Origin of the sequence: Mangrovicoccus ximenensis, from assembly GCF_003056725.1 — a bacterium.
GTDB classification, from domain to species: domain Bacteria; phylum Pseudomonadota; class Alphaproteobacteria; order Rhodobacterales; family Rhodobacteraceae; genus Mangrovicoccus; species Mangrovicoccus ximenensis.
The window spans coordinates 306,382-322,500 of sequence record NZ_QBKZ01000001.1 but is presented as its reverse complement, the minus strand read 5'-3'; the positions used below and the strand labels follow the sequence as shown (position 1 = coordinate 322,500).

General features: G+C 66.2%; 20 protein-coding genes and 1 pseudogene. 16 read left to right on the top strand and 5 right to left on the bottom strand.

What is annotated here, in order from left to right:
* Positions 1–47: 47 nt before the first annotated feature.
* The 13 genes from C7T91_RS01935 to C7T91_RS01870 all read left to right on the top strand — a co-directional run bounded on the left by C7T91_RS01935 (position 48) and on the right by C7T91_RS01870 (position 9,058).
* Positions 48–440, top strand: a complete 393-nt coding sequence (locus C7T91_RS01935) for a FlgB family protein (protein WP_108257778.1) — start codon at positions 48–50, stop codon at positions 438–440.
* Positions 441–442: 2 nt separating this feature from the next.
* Positions 443–832: a flagellar basal body rod protein FlgC gene (gene flgC, locus C7T91_RS01930; protein WP_108257777.1), complete on the top strand. Its 390-nt coding sequence runs from the start codon at positions 443–445 to the stop codon at positions 830–832.
* 23 nt (positions 833–855) lie between these two features.
* Positions 856–1,149 (top strand): flagellar hook-basal body complex protein FliE, encoded by a 294-nt coding sequence (gene fliE / locus C7T91_RS01925; RefSeq protein WP_108257776.1) that lies wholly within the window; start codon positions 856–858, stop codon positions 1,147–1,149.
* A 1-nt stretch (position 1,150) separates the two neighbouring features.
* Positions 1,151–1,417 (top strand): flagellar biosynthetic protein FliQ, encoded by a 267-nt coding sequence (locus tag C7T91_RS01920; protein ID WP_108257775.1) that lies wholly within the window; start codon positions 1,151–1,153, stop codon positions 1,415–1,417.
* 1 nt (position 1,418) lies between these two features.
* Positions 1,419–2,135, top strand: a complete 717-nt coding sequence (locus C7T91_RS01915) for a flagellar hook-basal body complex protein (protein ID WP_108257774.1) — start codon at positions 1,419–1,421, stop codon at positions 2,133–2,135.
* Between the two features lie 11 nt (positions 2,136–2,146).
* Complete coding sequence (gene flgG, locus C7T91_RS01910; RefSeq protein ID WP_108257773.1) at positions 2,147–2,932, top strand: flagellar basal-body rod protein FlgG; 786 nt, start codon at positions 2,147–2,149, stop codon at positions 2,930–2,932.
* A 4-nt stretch (positions 2,933–2,936) separates the two neighbouring features.
* Entirely contained in the window at positions 2,937–3,371 is a 435-nt protein-coding gene (gene flgA / locus C7T91_RS01905; RefSeq protein WP_108257772.1) for a flagellar basal body P-ring formation chaperone FlgA, read from the top strand.
* Positions 3,368–4,111: a flagellar basal body L-ring protein FlgH gene (flgH, locus tag C7T91_RS01900; RefSeq protein WP_108257771.1), complete on the top strand. Its 744-nt coding sequence runs from the start codon at positions 3,368–3,370 to the stop codon at positions 4,109–4,111. Before flgA ends, flgH begins: the two co-directional genes overlap by 4 nt.
* 280 nt (positions 4,112–4,391) lie before the next feature.
* Positions 4,392–4,697: a flagellar basal body-associated FliL family protein gene (locus C7T91_RS01890; protein ID WP_108257769.1), complete on the top strand. Its 306-nt coding sequence runs from the start codon at positions 4,392–4,394 to the stop codon at positions 4,695–4,697.
* 27 nt (positions 4,698–4,724) lie between these two features.
* Positions 4,725–6,845, top strand: coding sequence for a flagellar biosynthesis protein FlhA (locus C7T91_RS01885; RefSeq protein ID WP_108257768.1), 2,121 nt, complete (start codon positions 4,725–4,727; stop codon positions 6,843–6,845).
* The gene (locus tag C7T91_RS01880; protein ID WP_108257767.1) at positions 6,842–7,603 is read left to right on the top strand and encodes a flagellar biosynthetic protein FliR; all 762 of its coding nucleotides are present in this window, start codon (positions 6,842–6,844) and stop codon (positions 7,601–7,603) included. The genes C7T91_RS01885 and C7T91_RS01880 overlap by 4 nt, the downstream gene beginning before the upstream one ends.
* Positions 7,603–8,700, top strand: a complete 1,098-nt coding sequence (locus C7T91_RS01875) for an EscU/YscU/HrcU family type III secretion system export apparatus switch protein (protein WP_108257766.1) — start codon at positions 7,603–7,605, stop codon at positions 8,698–8,700. Before C7T91_RS01880 ends, C7T91_RS01875 begins: the two co-directional genes overlap by 1 nt.
* A complete protein-coding gene (locus C7T91_RS01870; RefSeq protein ID WP_108257765.1) occupies positions 8,687–9,058 on the top strand; it encodes a hypothetical protein in 372 nt (123 codons plus the stop codon). The genes C7T91_RS01875 and C7T91_RS01870 overlap by 14 nt, the downstream gene beginning before the upstream one ends.
* A 302-nt stretch (positions 9,059–9,360) precedes the next feature.
* Here C7T91_RS01870 and C7T91_RS01855 read toward each other — a convergent pair whose 3' ends face one another.
* From C7T91_RS01855 to C7T91_RS01840, 4 genes are read right to left on the bottom strand one after another with little or no spacing between them, the layout of a single operon-like run.
* On the bottom strand, positions 9,361–10,038 hold the full coding sequence (locus C7T91_RS01855; protein WP_108257764.1) for an alpha/beta fold hydrolase: 678 nt from the start codon (positions 10,036–10,038) through the stop codon (positions 9,361–9,363).
* Positions 10,038–11,405: a type III glutamate--ammonia ligase gene (glnT, locus tag C7T91_RS01850; protein WP_108257763.1), complete on the bottom strand. Its 1,368-nt coding sequence runs from the start codon at positions 11,403–11,405 to the stop codon at positions 10,038–10,040. Before glnT ends, C7T91_RS01855 begins: the two co-directional genes overlap by 1 nt.
* A 29-nt stretch (positions 11,406–11,434) precedes the next feature.
* The gene (locus C7T91_RS01845; RefSeq protein ID WP_108257762.1) at positions 11,435–11,860 is read right to left on the bottom strand and encodes a DUF3830 family protein; all 426 of its coding nucleotides are present in this window, start codon (positions 11,858–11,860) and stop codon (positions 11,435–11,437) included.
* 15 nt (positions 11,861–11,875) lie between these two features.
* Positions 11,876–12,358, bottom strand: a complete 483-nt coding sequence (locus C7T91_RS01840; protein ID WP_108257761.1) for a cucumopine synthase-related protein — start codon at positions 12,356–12,358, stop codon at positions 11,876–11,878.
* A gap of 518 nt (positions 12,359–12,876) precedes the next feature.
* On the opposite strand from C7T91_RS01840, the gene C7T91_RS01835 reads away from it, so the two are divergent.
* The 3 genes and pseudogenes from C7T91_RS01835 to C7T91_RS40295 all read left to right on the top strand — a co-directional run.
* The gene (locus tag C7T91_RS01835; protein WP_108257760.1) at positions 12,877–13,782 is read left to right on the top strand and encodes an ABC transporter substrate-binding protein; all 906 of its coding nucleotides are present in this window, start codon (positions 12,877–12,879) and stop codon (positions 13,780–13,782) included.
* 56 nt (positions 13,783–13,838) lie between these two features.
* Positions 13,839–14,729, top strand: a complete 891-nt coding sequence (locus C7T91_RS01830) for an amino acid ABC transporter permease (protein ID WP_108257759.1) — start codon at positions 13,839–13,841, stop codon at positions 14,727–14,729.
* An 18-nt stretch (positions 14,730–14,747) separates the two neighbouring features.
* Positions 14,748–15,242, top strand: a pseudogene (locus C7T91_RS40295) (LLM class flavin-dependent oxidoreductase); the annotation flags it as partial.
* 259 nt (positions 15,243–15,501) lie between these two features.
* On the opposite strand, the gene C7T91_RS40290 reads toward C7T91_RS40295, so the two are convergent.
* Positions 15,502–15,993: a hypothetical protein gene (locus tag C7T91_RS40290; protein ID WP_108258448.1), complete on the bottom strand. Its 492-nt coding sequence runs from the start codon at positions 15,991–15,993 to the stop codon at positions 15,502–15,504.
* Positions 15,994–16,119 lie beyond the last annotated feature (126 nt).

Genomic DNA, 16,119 nt, shown 5'->3' with positions numbered 1-16,119 from the left:
CGAATCGCAGTTAATCCAAGGTTGAAGAAATTCTGTGGAGAATCCGCATGTTCTCGTCTTTGGAAATCTTTAGGACAGCGTCCGCCCTGGCGGCGCATGCCAGCGCACGCCAGACCATAATTTCCCAGAACATGGCCAATGCCGACACGCCGGACTACCGCGCGCGGGACGTCCGGTCCTTTGCCGACAGCTACCCCGGCAGCTCGGAACCGTTCCGTCTTCGCACGACACGGGCCGTGCATGTCAGGACCCCGGGCGGGCCCCATGAGTTCTCGCAGAACGCGGTGGAACGCCCCGGCGATGCCTCGCCGAACGGCAACACGGTCTCGCTTGAGCGGGAAATGCTGAATGCCGCCGAAACCAAATATGCGCATGACGTGGCGCTGACGGTCTACCGCAGCGGGCTGAACCTGATGCGCAGCGCCCTCGGGAGGAATTGAGCATGGGCAACCTGATCGATTCCATGTCCGTCGCGGCCACGGGCCTGAAGGCCCAGGCCACCCGGTTGCGGCACGTGACCGAGAATGTCGCCAATGTCGACACGCCCGGCTACCACCGCAAGCTTGTCCCCTTCGAGGTGCAGCGCCTCGATCGCGGCCTTTCGGGCGTGCGCACCGGCGGCGTCCAGCTGGACCAGACCGACCTGCAGCGGGTCTACGATCCGGCGCATCCGCTGGCGGACGGCACGGGCAGCTATGACGGCTCCAACGTGAAGCTCATCTTCGAAATTGCCGACGCCCGCGAGGCGCAGCGCAGCTACGAAGCCAATCTGCAGATGTTCGACCAGGCGCGGAAAATGGCGAGTGCCGCGCTTGATATTCTTCGCCGCTAACCGCCGGAAACAGGAGATCCAGAATGGATATCAGTTCATCGCTCGCGGCAGGGGCCTTCGGAAAGATCGGCCGCCTCGCGGATCCCGGGGCGGCCTCCGGGCCGACTATCGGCCAGAGCCTCGAGAGCTTTGCCCGCGACTTCAGCGAAACCCTGCAGCGTGCCGACGATGCCGCGCGCGCAACCATGATGGGCGAGAGCGACCCGCAATCCATGGTCGAGGCGCTGGCCCAGGCCCAGCTGGCCGTGGAGACTGCAGTGACGATCCGGGACAAGGTGATCGAAGCCTACCAGGAAATCATGCGGATGCAGATCTGACATGAACGAGGAAACCGTCTTCGACGTGGTGCGCGAGGCCCTCTGGATCGGGGTGGCGATCTCGACGCCGATCCTGGGCGCGGCCCTGGTGACCGGGATCGTGATCGGCCTTTTGCAGGCGCTGACTTCCATCCAGGAAATGACCCTTACCTTCGTGCCGAAGATGGCCGCCATGCTCGCGGTGTTCTGGGTGAGCATGGCCTTCATGTCGAACACGCTCGTGACGTTCTTCCACGATACCATCCTGTCGCTCATCGCGGAGCATTGATTTGGACAACGCAATCTATACCAACCTGACCCGGCTCGATGGCCTCAAGGCCGAGCTGCAGGTCATTGCGAACAACATTGCGAACATTTCGACGCCGGGCTTCAAGCGCGAGGGCGTGATCTTCTCGGAATTCATCGTGGCGACAGAGGACCGGGACCACTCGCTGTCCATGGCCGATGCCGAGGTCCGCCGCACCGATTTCAGCCAGGGACCGCTGACCCAGACGGGCAGCGAATTCGACTTCGCGATCGACGGCGAGGGCTTCTTCCTGGTCGAGTACAATGGCGGCCAGGCGCTGACCCGCGCCGGCAATTTCGGCCAGAACTCCAATGGCGAGCTCGTCACCGAGAACGGCCACCGGGTGCTCGACGCGGGCGGCGCGGCGATTGCCATTCCGCCCGATGCCCGCAACCTGATGCTGTCGCGGGACGGCACGCTCAGTGCCGACGGCAACTTCATCTCGACCATCGCGCCGGTGGTGCCTGCCGAGGGGGACGATCCGGTCCGCGTGGCCGGCACGATGTTCACCACCCAGCAGCCGCCGGTGCCCGTAGAAAACCCCGTCATCCTCCAGGGCTTCAAGGAAGATTCGAACGTCGAGGCCGTGCTGGAGCTGGCGCGGATGATCGAAGTCCACCGCGCCTACGAGCAGGGCGCGAACCTCAACAAATCCGAAGACGAACGGATCCGCGGCGTGCTGCGGACCCTCGGTGCCTGACAGGAGCAACCATGCGAAGCCTGAAGATAGCCGCGACCGGAATGAGCGCCCAGCAGATGCGGGTCGACACGATCGCCAACAACCTCTCGAACATGAACACCACCGGCTACAAGGCGCGCCGCGCCGAGTTCGCGGACCTGCATTACCAGCAGATTGCCCGGCCCGGCTCGATCAATGCCGCGGACGGCACAGTGCTGCCGACCGGCATCCAGCTCGGCCTCGGCGTGCGGCCCTCGGCGATTTCCTTCGATCTCAAGCAGGGGTCGCTCGACATGACCGGGAACGATCTCGATGTCGCGATCGAGGGAAAGGGATATCTCGAGGTGACCCTGCCGTCGGGCATCTCCGGCTACACGCGCGACGGCGGCCTCAAGCTCAATGCCGAAGGGACGATCGTGACCTCCGACGGCTATCCGCTGGTGCCCGACATCGTCGTGCCGGAGGATGCGCGCTCGATCTCGATCAATGCCGACGGCGAGGTTTATGCCTATTTCAACGACCAGGTCGCGGCCCAGCTGCTGGGGCAGTTCTCGCTGGTCGGCTTCGCCAACCCGAAGGGGCTGGAGGCGATCGGCAGCAACCTGTTCGTCGAGACCGAGGCTTCCGGCCAGCCGAACGCGACGACGCCCGGACTCGACGGGCTCGGCACGCTGCGCCAGGGGTTCCTCGAGGATTCCTCGGTCGATGCCGTCGCCGAGATCACGGAACTGATCGAGGCGCAGCGCGGCTACGAACTGAACGCCAAGGTGCTGACCGCGGCCGACCAGATGCTGGCCGCCACGACCCAGGTCCGCTGACGCCATGTTGCGCCGCCTGCTGTCCGCCGCCGTTTTCATTGCCGCTGCGCCGCCGCTCGCGGCAGATGTCCTGGTGACATCGCGGCCCGTGCGGGCAGGCACGGTCCTCGGTCCCTCCGACATCCTGCTTCAGGACGGCGACATCGGCGGAGCGCTCACGGATCCCGGCGATGCAATCGGGATGCAGGCCATCCGCAACCTGTTTCCGGGCAGCCCGATCGGCCCCGGTGATCTCCAGCGGCCGCATCTCGTGGAGCGCAACCAGCCGGTCATGATGCATTTCGTGAACGGAGCGCTGAGCATCTCCACCGAGGGCCGGGCCCTCGACGGCGGTGCCATCGGAGACACGATCCGGGTCATCAACATCAGCTCCCGCAAGACGGTCACCGGCAAGGTCTTGCCCGATGGCAGCGTTGCGGTCTCGGGGACAACCGAATGAAACATGCGACTCACATCTTGGCGGGCAGCCTGCTGGCCTGCGTCCTTGCGGCGGGAGGCTGCGGACGCTTCGACCATTTCGGCAAGCCGCCGAGCTTCTCGGATGCCGATACCGGACGCGAGCATCTCGCCATGTCGGTTCCCGGATTGCCGCAGCGCCTGGAAAAGGTGAAGCCGGTGGATCAGGCATCGCTCTGGAGCGGGTCCCGGAATTCCCTCCTCGGCGACCGCCGGGCCGGTGATCCGGGCGACATCCTCACGGTGGTGATCGAGATCGACGAGAAGGCGGAAATTTCCAACACGACCGACCGGTCGCGCTCTGCCAGCGACAGCCTGACCATGGGGGCGCTGTTCGGCCTGCCGGAGAACCTGCAGAGGGTCATGCCCTCGGGCTCGGATGCCAAGGCGCCGGTCTCGGTGGACAGTTCCTCCAGCCATTCCGGCGACGGATCGGTGAAGCGCAACGAAAAGCTCGAGCTGAGGATTGCCGCGACGGTGACGGATGCGCTGCCGAACGGGGTGCTGCGGATCCAGGGGTCGCAGGAAATCCGCGTCAATTTCGAGATCCGCGAGCTTCTGGTGACCGGCTATGTCCGCCCCGAGGACATCTCGCGGCTCAACGAGGTGCCCTATGACAAAATCGCGTCGGCCCGCATTTCCTATGGCGGCCGCGGCCAGATCACCGATGTCCAGCAGCCGCGCTACGGCCAGCAGCTCTCCGACATCCTCCTGCCCTACTAGGTGCCGCAGATGAAGAAGTTCCTCATTCCGATCGTGATCGTGCTGGCAGGCATCGGCATCGGCGGCGGCCTGGGCTGGTTCCTTGCGCCGGAGCCGCCGGCTGCGCCGGAATGCGATTGCAGTGCCGCAACGGAAGGAGACGCGCCGGCAGATCCGGGCGCCCCGCCGGCCGAAGCCAGCCGGGAGTTCGAGTATGTCNAGTGCCGCAACGGAAGGAGACGCGCCGGCAGATCCAGGCGCCCCGCCGGCCGAAGCCAGCCGGGAGTTCGAGTATGTTGACATGGAGGGCCAGTTCGTCGTGCCCATTCTCGAAGGCCAGGAGGTCACCGGCATGCTGGTGATGTCGCTCAGCCTCGAGATCGAACTGGGATCGCGCGAAACGGTCCTGTCCAAGGGGCCCAAGCTGCGCGACGAGTTCCTGCGCATCCTCTTCGGCTATTCCTCGTTCGGGGGCTTCTCCGGCAATTATCTCGATGCCGAAAACCTGCAGCTGATCCGCCGGGACCTGACGGAGGCGGCAAAGGCCGTGCTGGGGCCGATCGTGAACGCCGTGCTGATCGTGGACATGATCCGGCAGGACAACTGAACAGGGGGACGGACGGTGGCGGATACGATGGGGGATGCTGTCCGGCGCGGCCTGGGCAGCGGGTTCGGCATCAGGCGGGTCCTGAGCCCGTCCACGGCGCTTGCGCTCGGCTTGATGGCGATGATCATCATGATGCTGCTGCCGGTCCCGGCCTGGCTCCTCGATGTCGGGCTGGTGCTGAGCTTCGGCATGGCGGCGCTGGTCTTCACCATCGTGCTCTTCATCGAACGGCCGCTCGATTTCTCGTCCTTTCCGACGGTGCTGCTCGCCTCGCTGATCCTGCGGCTGTCGCTGAACATTTCCTCGACGAAGCTGATCATCGGCCAGGGCCATACCGGCCCGGACGCCGCCGGCAACGTGATCGAGGGCGTCGCGATGTTCGTCATGGGCGGCGACCCGTTCCTCGGCGTGGTGATCTTCTTCATCCTGCTTATCGTGAATTTCGTGGTGGTGACCAAGGGCGCGGCGCGGATGGCCGAGGTCGGCGCGCGCTTCGCGCTGGACGGAATGCCGGGGCGGCAGCTGGCGATCGATGCCGACGTGTCCTCGGGGGCGATCACCCATCTGGAGGCCAAGGAACGGCGCGAGCGCGAACAGGCCGAGGCCACGTTCTTCGGCTCGCTCGACGGCGTTTCCAAATTCGTCAAGGGCGATGCCATTGCCGGGCTGCTGATCACGCTGCTGAACCTCGTGGTCGGGCTGTCGATCGGCATTTTCGCCCATGGCCTCGAGCTGAGCGAGGCGATGACGACCTATGCGGTGCTGACCGTCGGCGACGGCCTCGTGACGCAGCTGCCTGCGGTGATCATTTCGGTCGCCTCGGCGCTCTTGCTGTCGCGGGGCGGGCTGACCCACACCACTGACACCGCGATTGCCGAACAGGTCGGCCGCCATCCCGCCGCGCTGTCGACGGTGGCGGGGCTGATGCTGGTCTTCGCGGTCGTGCCGGGATTCCCCTTCTTGCCCTTCCTGCTCGCCGCTGCGGGCCTCGGCGGGCTGGCCTTCCTGGCGGGGGCTGCCAGGCGGAAAGCCAGCCAGGCCGTCGAGACCGTCGAGGTCGAAGCCGCCGAGATGCGCGGCGACCAGACCCTGATCGGCGACCTCATCGATCTCGACGACATCCATATCGAATTTGCGCCGGATCTGGTCAACATGATACTCGATCCCGGCACCGGGCTCGACGTCCGGATCGACGGGATGCGCAAGCATGTCGCCACCGCCTTCGGCATGATCCTTCCCGAGGTGCGCCTGACCGACCAGGCGCAGCTTGGCGCCGGCCGGTACCGCATCCTGATCCAGGGGGTGGCGGTGGCCGAGGCGCAGCTGCGGCTGGGGCAGGTGATGGTGCTGAAGGACGAGACCGCCGCCGCTTCGCTTCCGCCCGGCGAAGACGTCAAGGAGCCGGTCTACGGGGCGCCGGCCCGCTGGGTCGACAGAAAGAACCAGGATTCGCTCGTCCTTTCGGGGGCGACGGTGGTCAGCGCGGCCGAGGTGCTGGCGACGCATCTTCTGGAAGTGGTCAAGGCAAACCTGTCGCGGCTGCTGTCGCTGAAATCGCTGTCGCGGCTGCTCGAAGAGCTGACCCGGCTTTCGGACAAGCGCCGCGCCGATGCCAACCGCCGGCTGATCGACGACCTGATTCCCGACAAGGTGCCGATGGACCTGGCCCTGACGGTGCTGCGGCTGCTGCTCGAGGAGCGGGTCTCGATCCGCAACCTGCCGCTGATCCTCGAGACGATCGCCGAGGCGCGGCCCGCGGTCGGCCGGGCGGAGAACATCTGCGAGTATGTCCGCCAGCGTCTCGGGTTCCAGATCGTCTCGGCGCTCAAGCAGGCCGACGGCCGTGTGCCGCTGGTCCAGCTTTCGCCCGAATGGGAAAAGCGGTTCCTGCAATACCAGGTGGGCACGGAGGGCGGCACCGAGATCGCGCTGCCGCCGGACGAGTTCAACCGCCTGGCCGAACGCATGGCCGAAACCCTGCGCGAGGCGGCGGAAACCGGCGCCGAGCCGGTGCTGGTCACCTCGGCGCGGCGGCGGCGGTTCATCAAGACGGTCGCCATGGCGAAAGGCCTGTCGGCGCCGGTCGTGTCCTACGAGGAACTCGGGATGCAGGCCCAGCCGCTGGTGCTCGGCATCGTCCAGGCATGAACGGGGCGGTCGCCGCGCTGCTTGAGATCCTGCCGCTGACGCAGGCCTTTCTGGTGCTCTTGCGGATCGGCGCCACCATGGCCCTGCTTCCGGTTCTGGGCTCCCGTACCGTGTCGGCTCAGGTCCGCCTGATGATGGCGCTTGTCCTGACCTATGCGGTCACGCCGCTCTCGGGCCCGATGCAGGCGGACATGACGCAAGGCGACTACATCACCGCCTGCGTCGGAGAAGTGTTTGCGGGCTTCCTGATCGGCTTCCTGTGCCGGAGCCTGTTCTGGAGCATCCAGATCGCAGGCACGATGGCGGCGCAGGCGATTTCCCTGGCGCAGATCCTCGGCAACCAGGTCGAGCAGCCGCAGGGCGCCATCGGCCAGTTTCTCTATTACGCGGCGCTTGCGCTGGCGATGGCGATGAAATTCCATCTGAAGGTGGTCGAAGCACTGATCGAATCCTACCAGCTGATCCCGATCGGTGCCGGCGTCGCACCCGAAACTGCCGTGCGGATCGGCGTCGACACCTTCGTCCGGCTCTTCGACATCGCAGTGGCCCTTGCGGGACCGTTTCTCGTGGTCGCGGTCCTCTACAACCTCTGTCTCGGCGTGGTGAACAAGGCGATGCCGCAGCTCATGGTGGCCTTCGTCGGCGCTCCGGCGATCTCCTGGCTGGGCCTCTTCCTGCTGATGGTTTCCGCCCCGGTCCTGCTGCATGTCTGGCTTGGGCATCTGCAGGATTTCTCGCTCCTGCGCGGGCTGCGCTGATGGCGGAGCAGGGCGAAAGCGAGGACAAGCCGTACGAGCCGTCCCAGAAAAAGATCATGGATGCCCGCAGGAAGGGCAATATCGCGCGGTCCACCGATCTGAACACGACAGCCGCCTATGGCGGTCTGGCGCTGTCGCTGCTGATCTGGGGCGAGGACATGATCCGCAGCTTCGGCGGGCTCCTGACCGGCTTCTTCTCGGACCGGCTGTGGCGCGCGGCGATGCAGCCCGGGCACGGCAACGGCGCGCTGCTGCTCGGGCCGGCCATCGACATCGCCGTGTCGATCCTGCCGATCTTCCTGATGCCGGCGCTCGGGGTCCTGCTGTCGCTGGGGGTGCAGCGCGCCTTCATCTTCTATGGCGGGAACCTCGAGATGAAGCTGTCCCGCCTCTCGCCGATCAGCAATTTCAAGAAGAAATTCGGCCGCCGCGGGCTGTTCGAGTTCTTCAAGAGCTTCGTCAAACTGATGCTCTACACCTGCGCGCTGATCTGGTTCCTGATCAACCGCCAGGACGAGATCCTCATCTCGCAGATGCTGGAGGCGCGCCAGGTCGCGGTGCTGATGATGGATGTCGCGCTGCTGTTCCTGCTGGTGTCGCTCGGCATCTCGGCGATGGTGGGCGTGGTCGACTACCTGTTCCAGAATGCCGAACACCAGCGCAACCTGCGGATGTCGCATCGCGAGCTGATGGACGAGATGAAGGAGTCCGAAGGCGATCCGGCAATGAAGCAGAAGCGCCGCCAGCGCGCGATGGACATCGCCCGCACGCAGATGCTGCACGACATGAAGGAAGCGGACGTGGTCATCGTCAATCCCGAGCATTTCGCCGTCGCGCTGAAATGGAGCCGGACCAAGCGGTCCGCGCCGGTCTGCGTGGCCAAGGGCGTCGACGAGATGGCCGCCGTGATCCGCAGGCTTGCCGCCGATTACAGCGTGCCTGTCTATAGCGAGCCGCCCACCGCCCGCGCGCTCTATGCCGCCGTCGAGATCGGCGAGGAGATCGGCAGCGAGCATTACAAGGCCGTGGCGGCGGCGATCCGCTTCGCCGACGAGCTGCGCAGGAAGAAGAGGCACAGCCCCTTTGGATCCTATTGAGGCCCTCTCGCAGCTGAAGGCCCTGGCCGGGGTCAAGCGCGATGCCGATGTCGCGGCGATGCAGCGGCTGCGCGCGGAGATCGCGGCGCTGGAGCAGCAGATCCGGATGCTGGACCAGATCTCGATCGACTGGCTGTCCGGGCAGGGGGAGCCGACGGCCTATCAGCTCGCCGGGCGCGACGGGCTGTGGGATGCATGGCGGACGGGCCGCGCCCGGGAAATCCGCCAGCGGATCGCCCAGCTTTCGGCCGATCTGGAGCAGCAGGGCCAGGTGGCGCGCCAATCCGTCGGCAAGCACCAGGTCGTGGACAAGCTGCTGGAGCGGCACGGCGCGGCCCGCAAGCGCCGCGGCGGTTGAGCCTCTTGCCTCCGGCGGGCTCTGCGGCAATTGTCTAGGCAATACAGGACCGCAGGGGGACCATGCATGCCCGACGCAGCCGAGGCCTATCTGGGCCGTCTGTTCTCTCTTTCCGGCCGCCGCGCCATGGTGACCGGCGCCAGCCGCGGCATCGGCGCGGCGCTGGCCGTCGCGCTGGCAAGGGCGGCCGTCCCGCGCCATCCGCCGCCAGGCCGAAACCTGGCTGGCCTGCAGCCCGGTCCGGGCGGCAACCTCGTTCACGGCCGCGCCGGGACGCAGGGTCCCGGCAACGATCTCCGCCTTCAGCCCGTCCGGCCCCTTCCGGTTCCGCGCTGCGTTGCGCGCCCGTTCGCGGGACCCTCGAAACATGCGCTCGTTGGGAAAGCCGCTCCCTGCACGTTGCAGGAAACCAGATCCCGGAACCGCCGCCGCACAAACAGGTGGGGCCGGGAGCACCGCTCCGATGTCTTTTTTAGCCCGGCCAGGAACACCCGGTTCAGCGGCCAGCAGCCGGTGGCACCGCAGACCGGCAGGATCGCGGCGACCGGAAGCGGGCCGCAGGCCGCCCAGTGCCAGGCCTGGATCGCGCCCATCGACCAGCCATAGACGAGGCGCAGCCGGTCGATGCCCAGATGCGCCAGCAGGCGGGCCTGGGCGGCGACATTGTCGGCGATCGAGACCTGCGGGAAGCCGAGCCGGGCAGTCGGATTGCCCAGATGGCTCGGCGAGGTCGCGTTGCCGTTGCCGAACAGGTCGGGCGCGATGATGCAGAAGCGGTCCGGATCGAGCGCGCGTCCCGGGCCGATCATCGCGGCGGGCGAGGCGGAGGTGCCGGTATAGTGGCTGGGGATCAGCACCACGTTGCCGCCGCCGGGGGCGGGGCGGCCCCAGGCCCTGTAGGTCAGGACCGCCCCCGGCAGGGTGCCGCCGCCCGGGAGCGGCAGGGCGCCCAGCTCCAGATGCTGCAGGGGGGGCAGCATCAGAACATGTGGCTGTAGCGCGCCGTCTCCCAGGCGGAGACGGAGAGGTGGTACTCGTTCCACTCGGCGGTCTTGTAGCGGATGAATTCGGCCTTCAGCTCATCGCCCAGAACCCTGGCGGCCAGCGGATCGGCATCGAAGGCCTCGACCGCTTCCAGAAGGGTCTGCGGCAGGAACTCGATGCCGCGTCCGGCGCGCTCGGCATCGCTCAGCTCGTAGAGATTGTCCTCGTTCGGGCTGCCCGGGTCGATCTTTTCCCGCACGCCTTCGAGCCCGGCCGCCAGCACCATCGCGGCGGCGAGATAGGGGTTCACCGCGCCGTCGGCATTGCGGCTTTCGCAGCGGCCGCCGCCCTGCGGGATGCGGACCGAATTGGTGCGGTTGTTCGAGCCGAAGGAGTTGAAGACCGGCGCCCAGCTGAACCCCGCCATCGCGCCCTGGCGCACCAGCCGCTTGTAGCTGTTCACCGTCGGCGCAAAGGTGGCGCAGAGCGCGCGGCCATGGCGCAGGATGCCGCCGATGAAATGATACCCGGTCTCGGTCAGGCCCAGCCCGCGCGGATCATCGGCGGGATCGCAGGCGAAGACATTGGCGCCGCTGTCGAGATCGAAGAGCGACATGTTGAAATGCGCGCCGTTTCCGGTCTTGTCGGCGAAGGGCTTGGGCATCGTCGTGGCGATCAGCCCGCGCTCCTCGGCGTAATGCTTGGCCATCATCCGGAAGAAGGTGAAGCGGTCGGCGGTGGTCAGCGCATCGGCAAAGCGGAAGTCGAATTCGAACTGGCCGTTGGCGTCCTCGTGGTCGAAGGAATAGAGGTCCCAGCCGAGCGCGTCGATGGTCTCGGCCATGCGGTCGAGCCAGCCGAAATTGTCCATGAAGCTGCGCAGGTCGTAGCAGGGCTTGACGAGCGTGTCGTTCCCGGCGGGGACCGACAGCGTGCCGTCGGCCTCCTTCTTCAGCAGGAAGATCTCGGCCTCGATCCCGAGATTGAAGCCGAAGCCCATGCCCGCCGCCTCGTCGAGCACGCGCTTCAGCACGTTGCGCGGCGAGAGCGGGTAGGGCGCGCCCTGGAAATGGTTGTCGGCCGGCATCCAGGCGACCTTGGGCTCCCAGGGCAGCTGGATGATGTGGCTGAAATCCGGGACCGAGGTGATCTCGTCGTCCGAGGGCGCCTGGCCGAGCCCGTCGAGCGCATAGCCCGTGTAGCGTTCGGAGCCATGCGCCATGTGCTTCAGGTGGCCGATCGGCACGACCTTGCCCTTCTGCACCCCGTGGATGTCGACATAGGCGCCCATCAGGTAGCGGATGCCCTTGGCTTCCAGCGCGGTCTGCAGGTCGTTCAGCTCGGCGTCGCTCAGCGCGGTCATTCGGTTCTCTCCCGGATTTCGGTTGCGGCTCAGGCGGCGATGCGCAGGGTGACGCGGCGGCTCTGGTCGAACCAGGTTTCGAGCCCGGCGACCTTCAGCTCCAGCGAGCCCTCGACCACCTCGCCGATATAGGAGATCGGCAGCGGCTCGTCGGAGGCCTCGTCGCCGTAGACGACGCAGAACTGCTGGCGCGGCGAGTAGAAGCAGACGCCGCCCGCGGGGCTGCCGTATTTCGCCTTGCGCTCGGCGCCGACTTCCTCGGTCAGGTACTTGTTCTCCCAGGGCGCGACGATCGGCATGGTGAAGAAGATCAGGTCGCCCAGGAGCTTGCCATGCTGCAGCATGGAGGTCATCGGCAGTTTCTCGCGGAACTGCTGGCAGAGCTGGGGAACCTTGTCCTCCCAGACCTCGATCTTGCAGATGTCGGCGTCGTCGATGCTAAGGATCAGGTGCATGGGTCGTCCTCGGGCTCAGGCAGTGGCAGGTTTCTGGCGGGGGAAGGCGTTGCCCAGGCCCCAGGGCAGGATGTAGTCGACCCACATGTGCAACCGGTTGGCATAGCCGAGCGCGGCCTGGCTGAGGCGGCTGAGGTCGTCGGTGGTCTCGCAGAGCTTCGAGGCGTCGACATAGAGCCGGGTCATCTCGGCGGCCGATGGGATCGAGACGAAGTCGAAGAACGACGCCTTGTAGCCGATGATCTGGTCGATCGTGGCCTGCAGGGTCTTCAGGTCCGCCTCGGTATCCTCGCAGACGCGGATGATGCCCCAGAGCATCTCGTCGGCGAAGGTGCGCGCCTCGCCCTCGGCGAAGATGATGGTCGAGAGGTACTGGCCGCGCGCGCCGGTGCCGCGCGGAACCTCGCCGCGGCCGAGCGCTTCGACATCCTTCGGCGATTCGAACCAGATCTTCTCCCGTTCGGCTTCGAAACGGGCAATGGCCTCGTCCAGGGTCATTTCGGTCTCCTTGTCGGTGGTGTCCTGCAGGCGCTGCCAGCGGCGCGCCTTTGCCGAAGTGATAGGGCGGATTTGAAAAACTATTCAAACAAAAAACGGAAAGCTGTGTCGTTTCGTTGATTTTGGAGGCCGAAAGTTGATCCGGGGGCTGGCCGAAATGACCTTTTGACAAAGGGATTTTCTGAACTGGAGATTGAATTTTAGGCAAATGTATCCGGCTGGAATTTTTTCGGTCAGCCCTGCGAATCCATCCTGAAACCTCATAAAAAAAATTCGCAATCCCATAAGTGCAACGTATGTGTTTGAATTTCCGCAGGGTTTCGCACAGTTTTTGGACCTCCTGCATTTTCTTCAGTTGAAGTTTTCGGCAATGCGGGAAAGATCGTCATTTCGGGCTGGGCAGGGCTTTTGAAGGCTTGCCGGAAAAAACCGGATCTCGGCAGACATTGAACCATAATTCAAAAAGACCCGCGCAAATCGCAGCCGGGCGCCCCCCGTCCAGCATGGAGAAGACTGACATGATTTCCCGCAGACTGACCGAAGCGGCCACCTTCGCGGGCCTCGGCCTGACCCTCGCAACCACGGCTCCCGCCCTGGCGCAGGACATCCCCGTGCAGGAGGCCGTGCCCGAGCTGCACGAGATGCTGCCCGCCTCGATCCGCGAGAAGGGCCGGATCGACCTCGCCACCGATGCCAATTATCCGCCCTGCCAGTCCTTCGACCAGGACGGCACCACCATGGTCGGCTTCGAGGTCGATCTCTGGGATGCCATGGCGCAGGTGCTCGGCACCGAGATCGCGCCGGTCTCGATCGATTTCGGCGGGCTGATCCCCGGCGTCGAGGGCGGCCGCTACGACATGGCGATGGAATGCATCACCGACCGGGCCGAGCGCGAGGAGGTCGTCACCTTCGTCAATACCAGCCTCGATTACGGCAATGCCTTCTACTTCCTGGCCGACAACGAGGCGATCACCGCAGGCGACGCCTCCTCGCTCTGCGGGCTGACCACGGCCGGGCAGACCGGCACCGATTTCGTCTCCAAGCTCGAGCAGCTCTCGGCCTGGTGCGAAGAGCAGGACCTGGAGCCGCTGGAGATCGGCCAGTATCCGCAGCAATCCTCCGTGCTTCTGGCGCTTTTCGCGGGGCGCATCGACTTCACGCTGAGCGCTGCCGCCTCGGTGGAAGAGATCCGCAAGAACAACCCGGTGGAGGTCGCCACCATCTCCAATCCGCTGGAGAAGCAGAACTATCTCGGCGCGATCGTGGCGCATGAGAATACCGAACTGGCCGAGGCGCTGCTCGCGTCGCTGAAGGTGCTCGGCGAGAACGGCACCTATGACGCGATCTTCGAGAAATGGAGCATCCCGCATGCCGCGCTCGACGAGTTCGGCATCAACATGACGACCACCAATCCGCGCGACTGACCTGATCCGCCCGCCCCTTGCCGGGGCGGGCCGCCACGACCTGACCGGGACCCGACATGACGAGCCAGACCGCCTATGTCCGCCACGCGCTCCTGCCGCAGCAGGCGCCGCCCAAGCCCGAGGGCAAGCGGCATTTCCCGCGCCGCCAGCTGATCGGCTGGGCTGCCTTCCTTCTGCTGGCCGCCGCCATCGTCCAGGACGTCGCCACCAACGAACGGTTCCAATGGGACGTGTTCGGGCGCTACCTGTTCGATCCGGTGGTGCTGCGCGGCTTCGCCACCACGCTGTGGCTGACGGTGGTGACCATGGCGATCGGCGTGGTGCTGGGCATCCTGCTGGCGGTGATGCGGGTGTCCTCGGTGATGCCGCTGCGCGCCTTCTCGGCGGCCTATCTGTGGTTCTTCCGCGGCACGCCGGTGCTGGTGCAGCTGATCTTCTGGTACAACCTCGCCGCGCTCTATCCGCGCTATGCGCTCGGCATTCCCTTCACCGGCGTGACCTTCTTCGAAGGCTCCTTCAACGACCTGATCACGCCCTACACGGCGGCGATCCTCGGGCTCGGGCTGAACGAGGGCGCCTACATGGCCGAAATCACCCGCGCGGGGCTGGAAAGCGTCGGCCGCGGCCAGCGCGAGGCCGCTGCCGCGATGGGGCTGAGCCGCTCCCGCACCATGCGGCTGATCATCCTGCCGCAGGCGATGCGCTTCATCGTGCCGCCGACAGGCAACCAGACCATCGGGATGCTGAAGAACACCTCGATCGTCTCCATCGTGGCGCTCTGGGACCTGCTCTATTCGGTGCAGACGATCTATTCGCGCACCTTCCAGACCATCCCGATGCTGCTGGTGGCCTGTGCCTGGTACCTGGTGGCGACCACGCTCCTGTCGATGGTCCAGGCCCGGATCGAGCGCCATTACAACCGCGGCCACAGCCCGCGCGCCTCCTGACCAATCGGAGCCCCTGCCATGGAATTCGGACTGTTCAACCTGATGTCGCTGCGCGACCATCCCGGCGGCGTGCCGGGCGTGCTGGACGACACCCGCGTGATGGTGCGGCTGGCCGAGGAGGCGGGGTTCTCCGCCGCCTGGTTCGCCGAGCACCATTTCACCAACTATTCGCTCTCGGTCTCGCCCCTGATGCTGGCGGCGCATTTCGCGGGCTGCACCTCGCGCATCCGGCTCGGCACGGCGGTGATCGTCCTGCCGCTCTATCAGCCGATGCGGGCGGCGCAGGAAATCGCGCTGGTCGACCAGCTCTCCGAGGGCCGGCTGGTGCTCGGCGTCGGCACCGGCTACCAGCCCTTCGAGTTCGAGCGCTACGGTGCCGACGTCGCCGCCCGCGCCGATACCTTCCTGAAATACTGGGACGTGGTCGAGGCGGCGCTGACCGGCGGGGAAATCGGCCCCGAGGCCGCCGCGCTCGGCCTGCCTGAGACCCCGGTGCTCCTGCATCCGCGCCAGCGCCCGCTGCCGCCTCTCTATGTCACCGGCGGCGACCCGCGCATCCTGCAGCGGCTCGCGCCGCGGCCCCGGTACATGCCGGTCGTCGCCCCGCTCGTCCTGCCGCCGCCGCAGCCCCTGCGGGACTTCGAAGCGGCATGGACCGCGCGCGGGCGCATCACGCTGGCCCCGGCCCAGGCGCAGGGGCCATTTGCGGACAGTCTCGGTGGAATTGCCACGTTAACTCGCGCGCGTGGGCACGAGGGTGTCGCAGATCGCTTCAGGCAATGCCGACGGCCGATCTCCACGCGTCAATGGCTTCCATCCGGTGGCAGCGGAAGGCCAGCGCAGTCGGGCGGCGGGCTGGATCGGAGAAGCTGTCGCGGATGGCGGAGCGGACGGAGGCGAACCGTTGCAGGGCACCGGGCGATCGATATCCCTGCATGGCGCGCTCCACCTTCCGGAATGGCAGATGGCTGTTTGCGGCCCGGTTGCCGAGGCCGGGCGCAGCCTCGCGCTTCGCCGCGACTTCGTCCAGATGCCAGACGTCCCCGGGACGACATCGCCTGCGCCGCAGGTTCCGCGCGATCTGCGGGCCGAATTTGACGGTCCAGCGCCGGATGGTTTCATGGGACAGGTCGATGCCACGCTCCATCGGCATCTCCTCCGCCGCGCGGCGGCCGAGATTGAACCGGACGCAGAGCCGGGCCGCGTGGACGATCGCGGGTGGGAGGCGCTGGCACTGGCAGCGGATGCCGGACACGGTCTTCATCAAAGACGGGCATGTCCAAATCATCCGCCTGGAAATCGGAGCTGGCTAACCTGAGAACTCCGTCGCCGAAGCCCGCGGGCGGATGGGGCACAAACGAAACGGGCAGCCCGGCCTCATCCGCTCTCG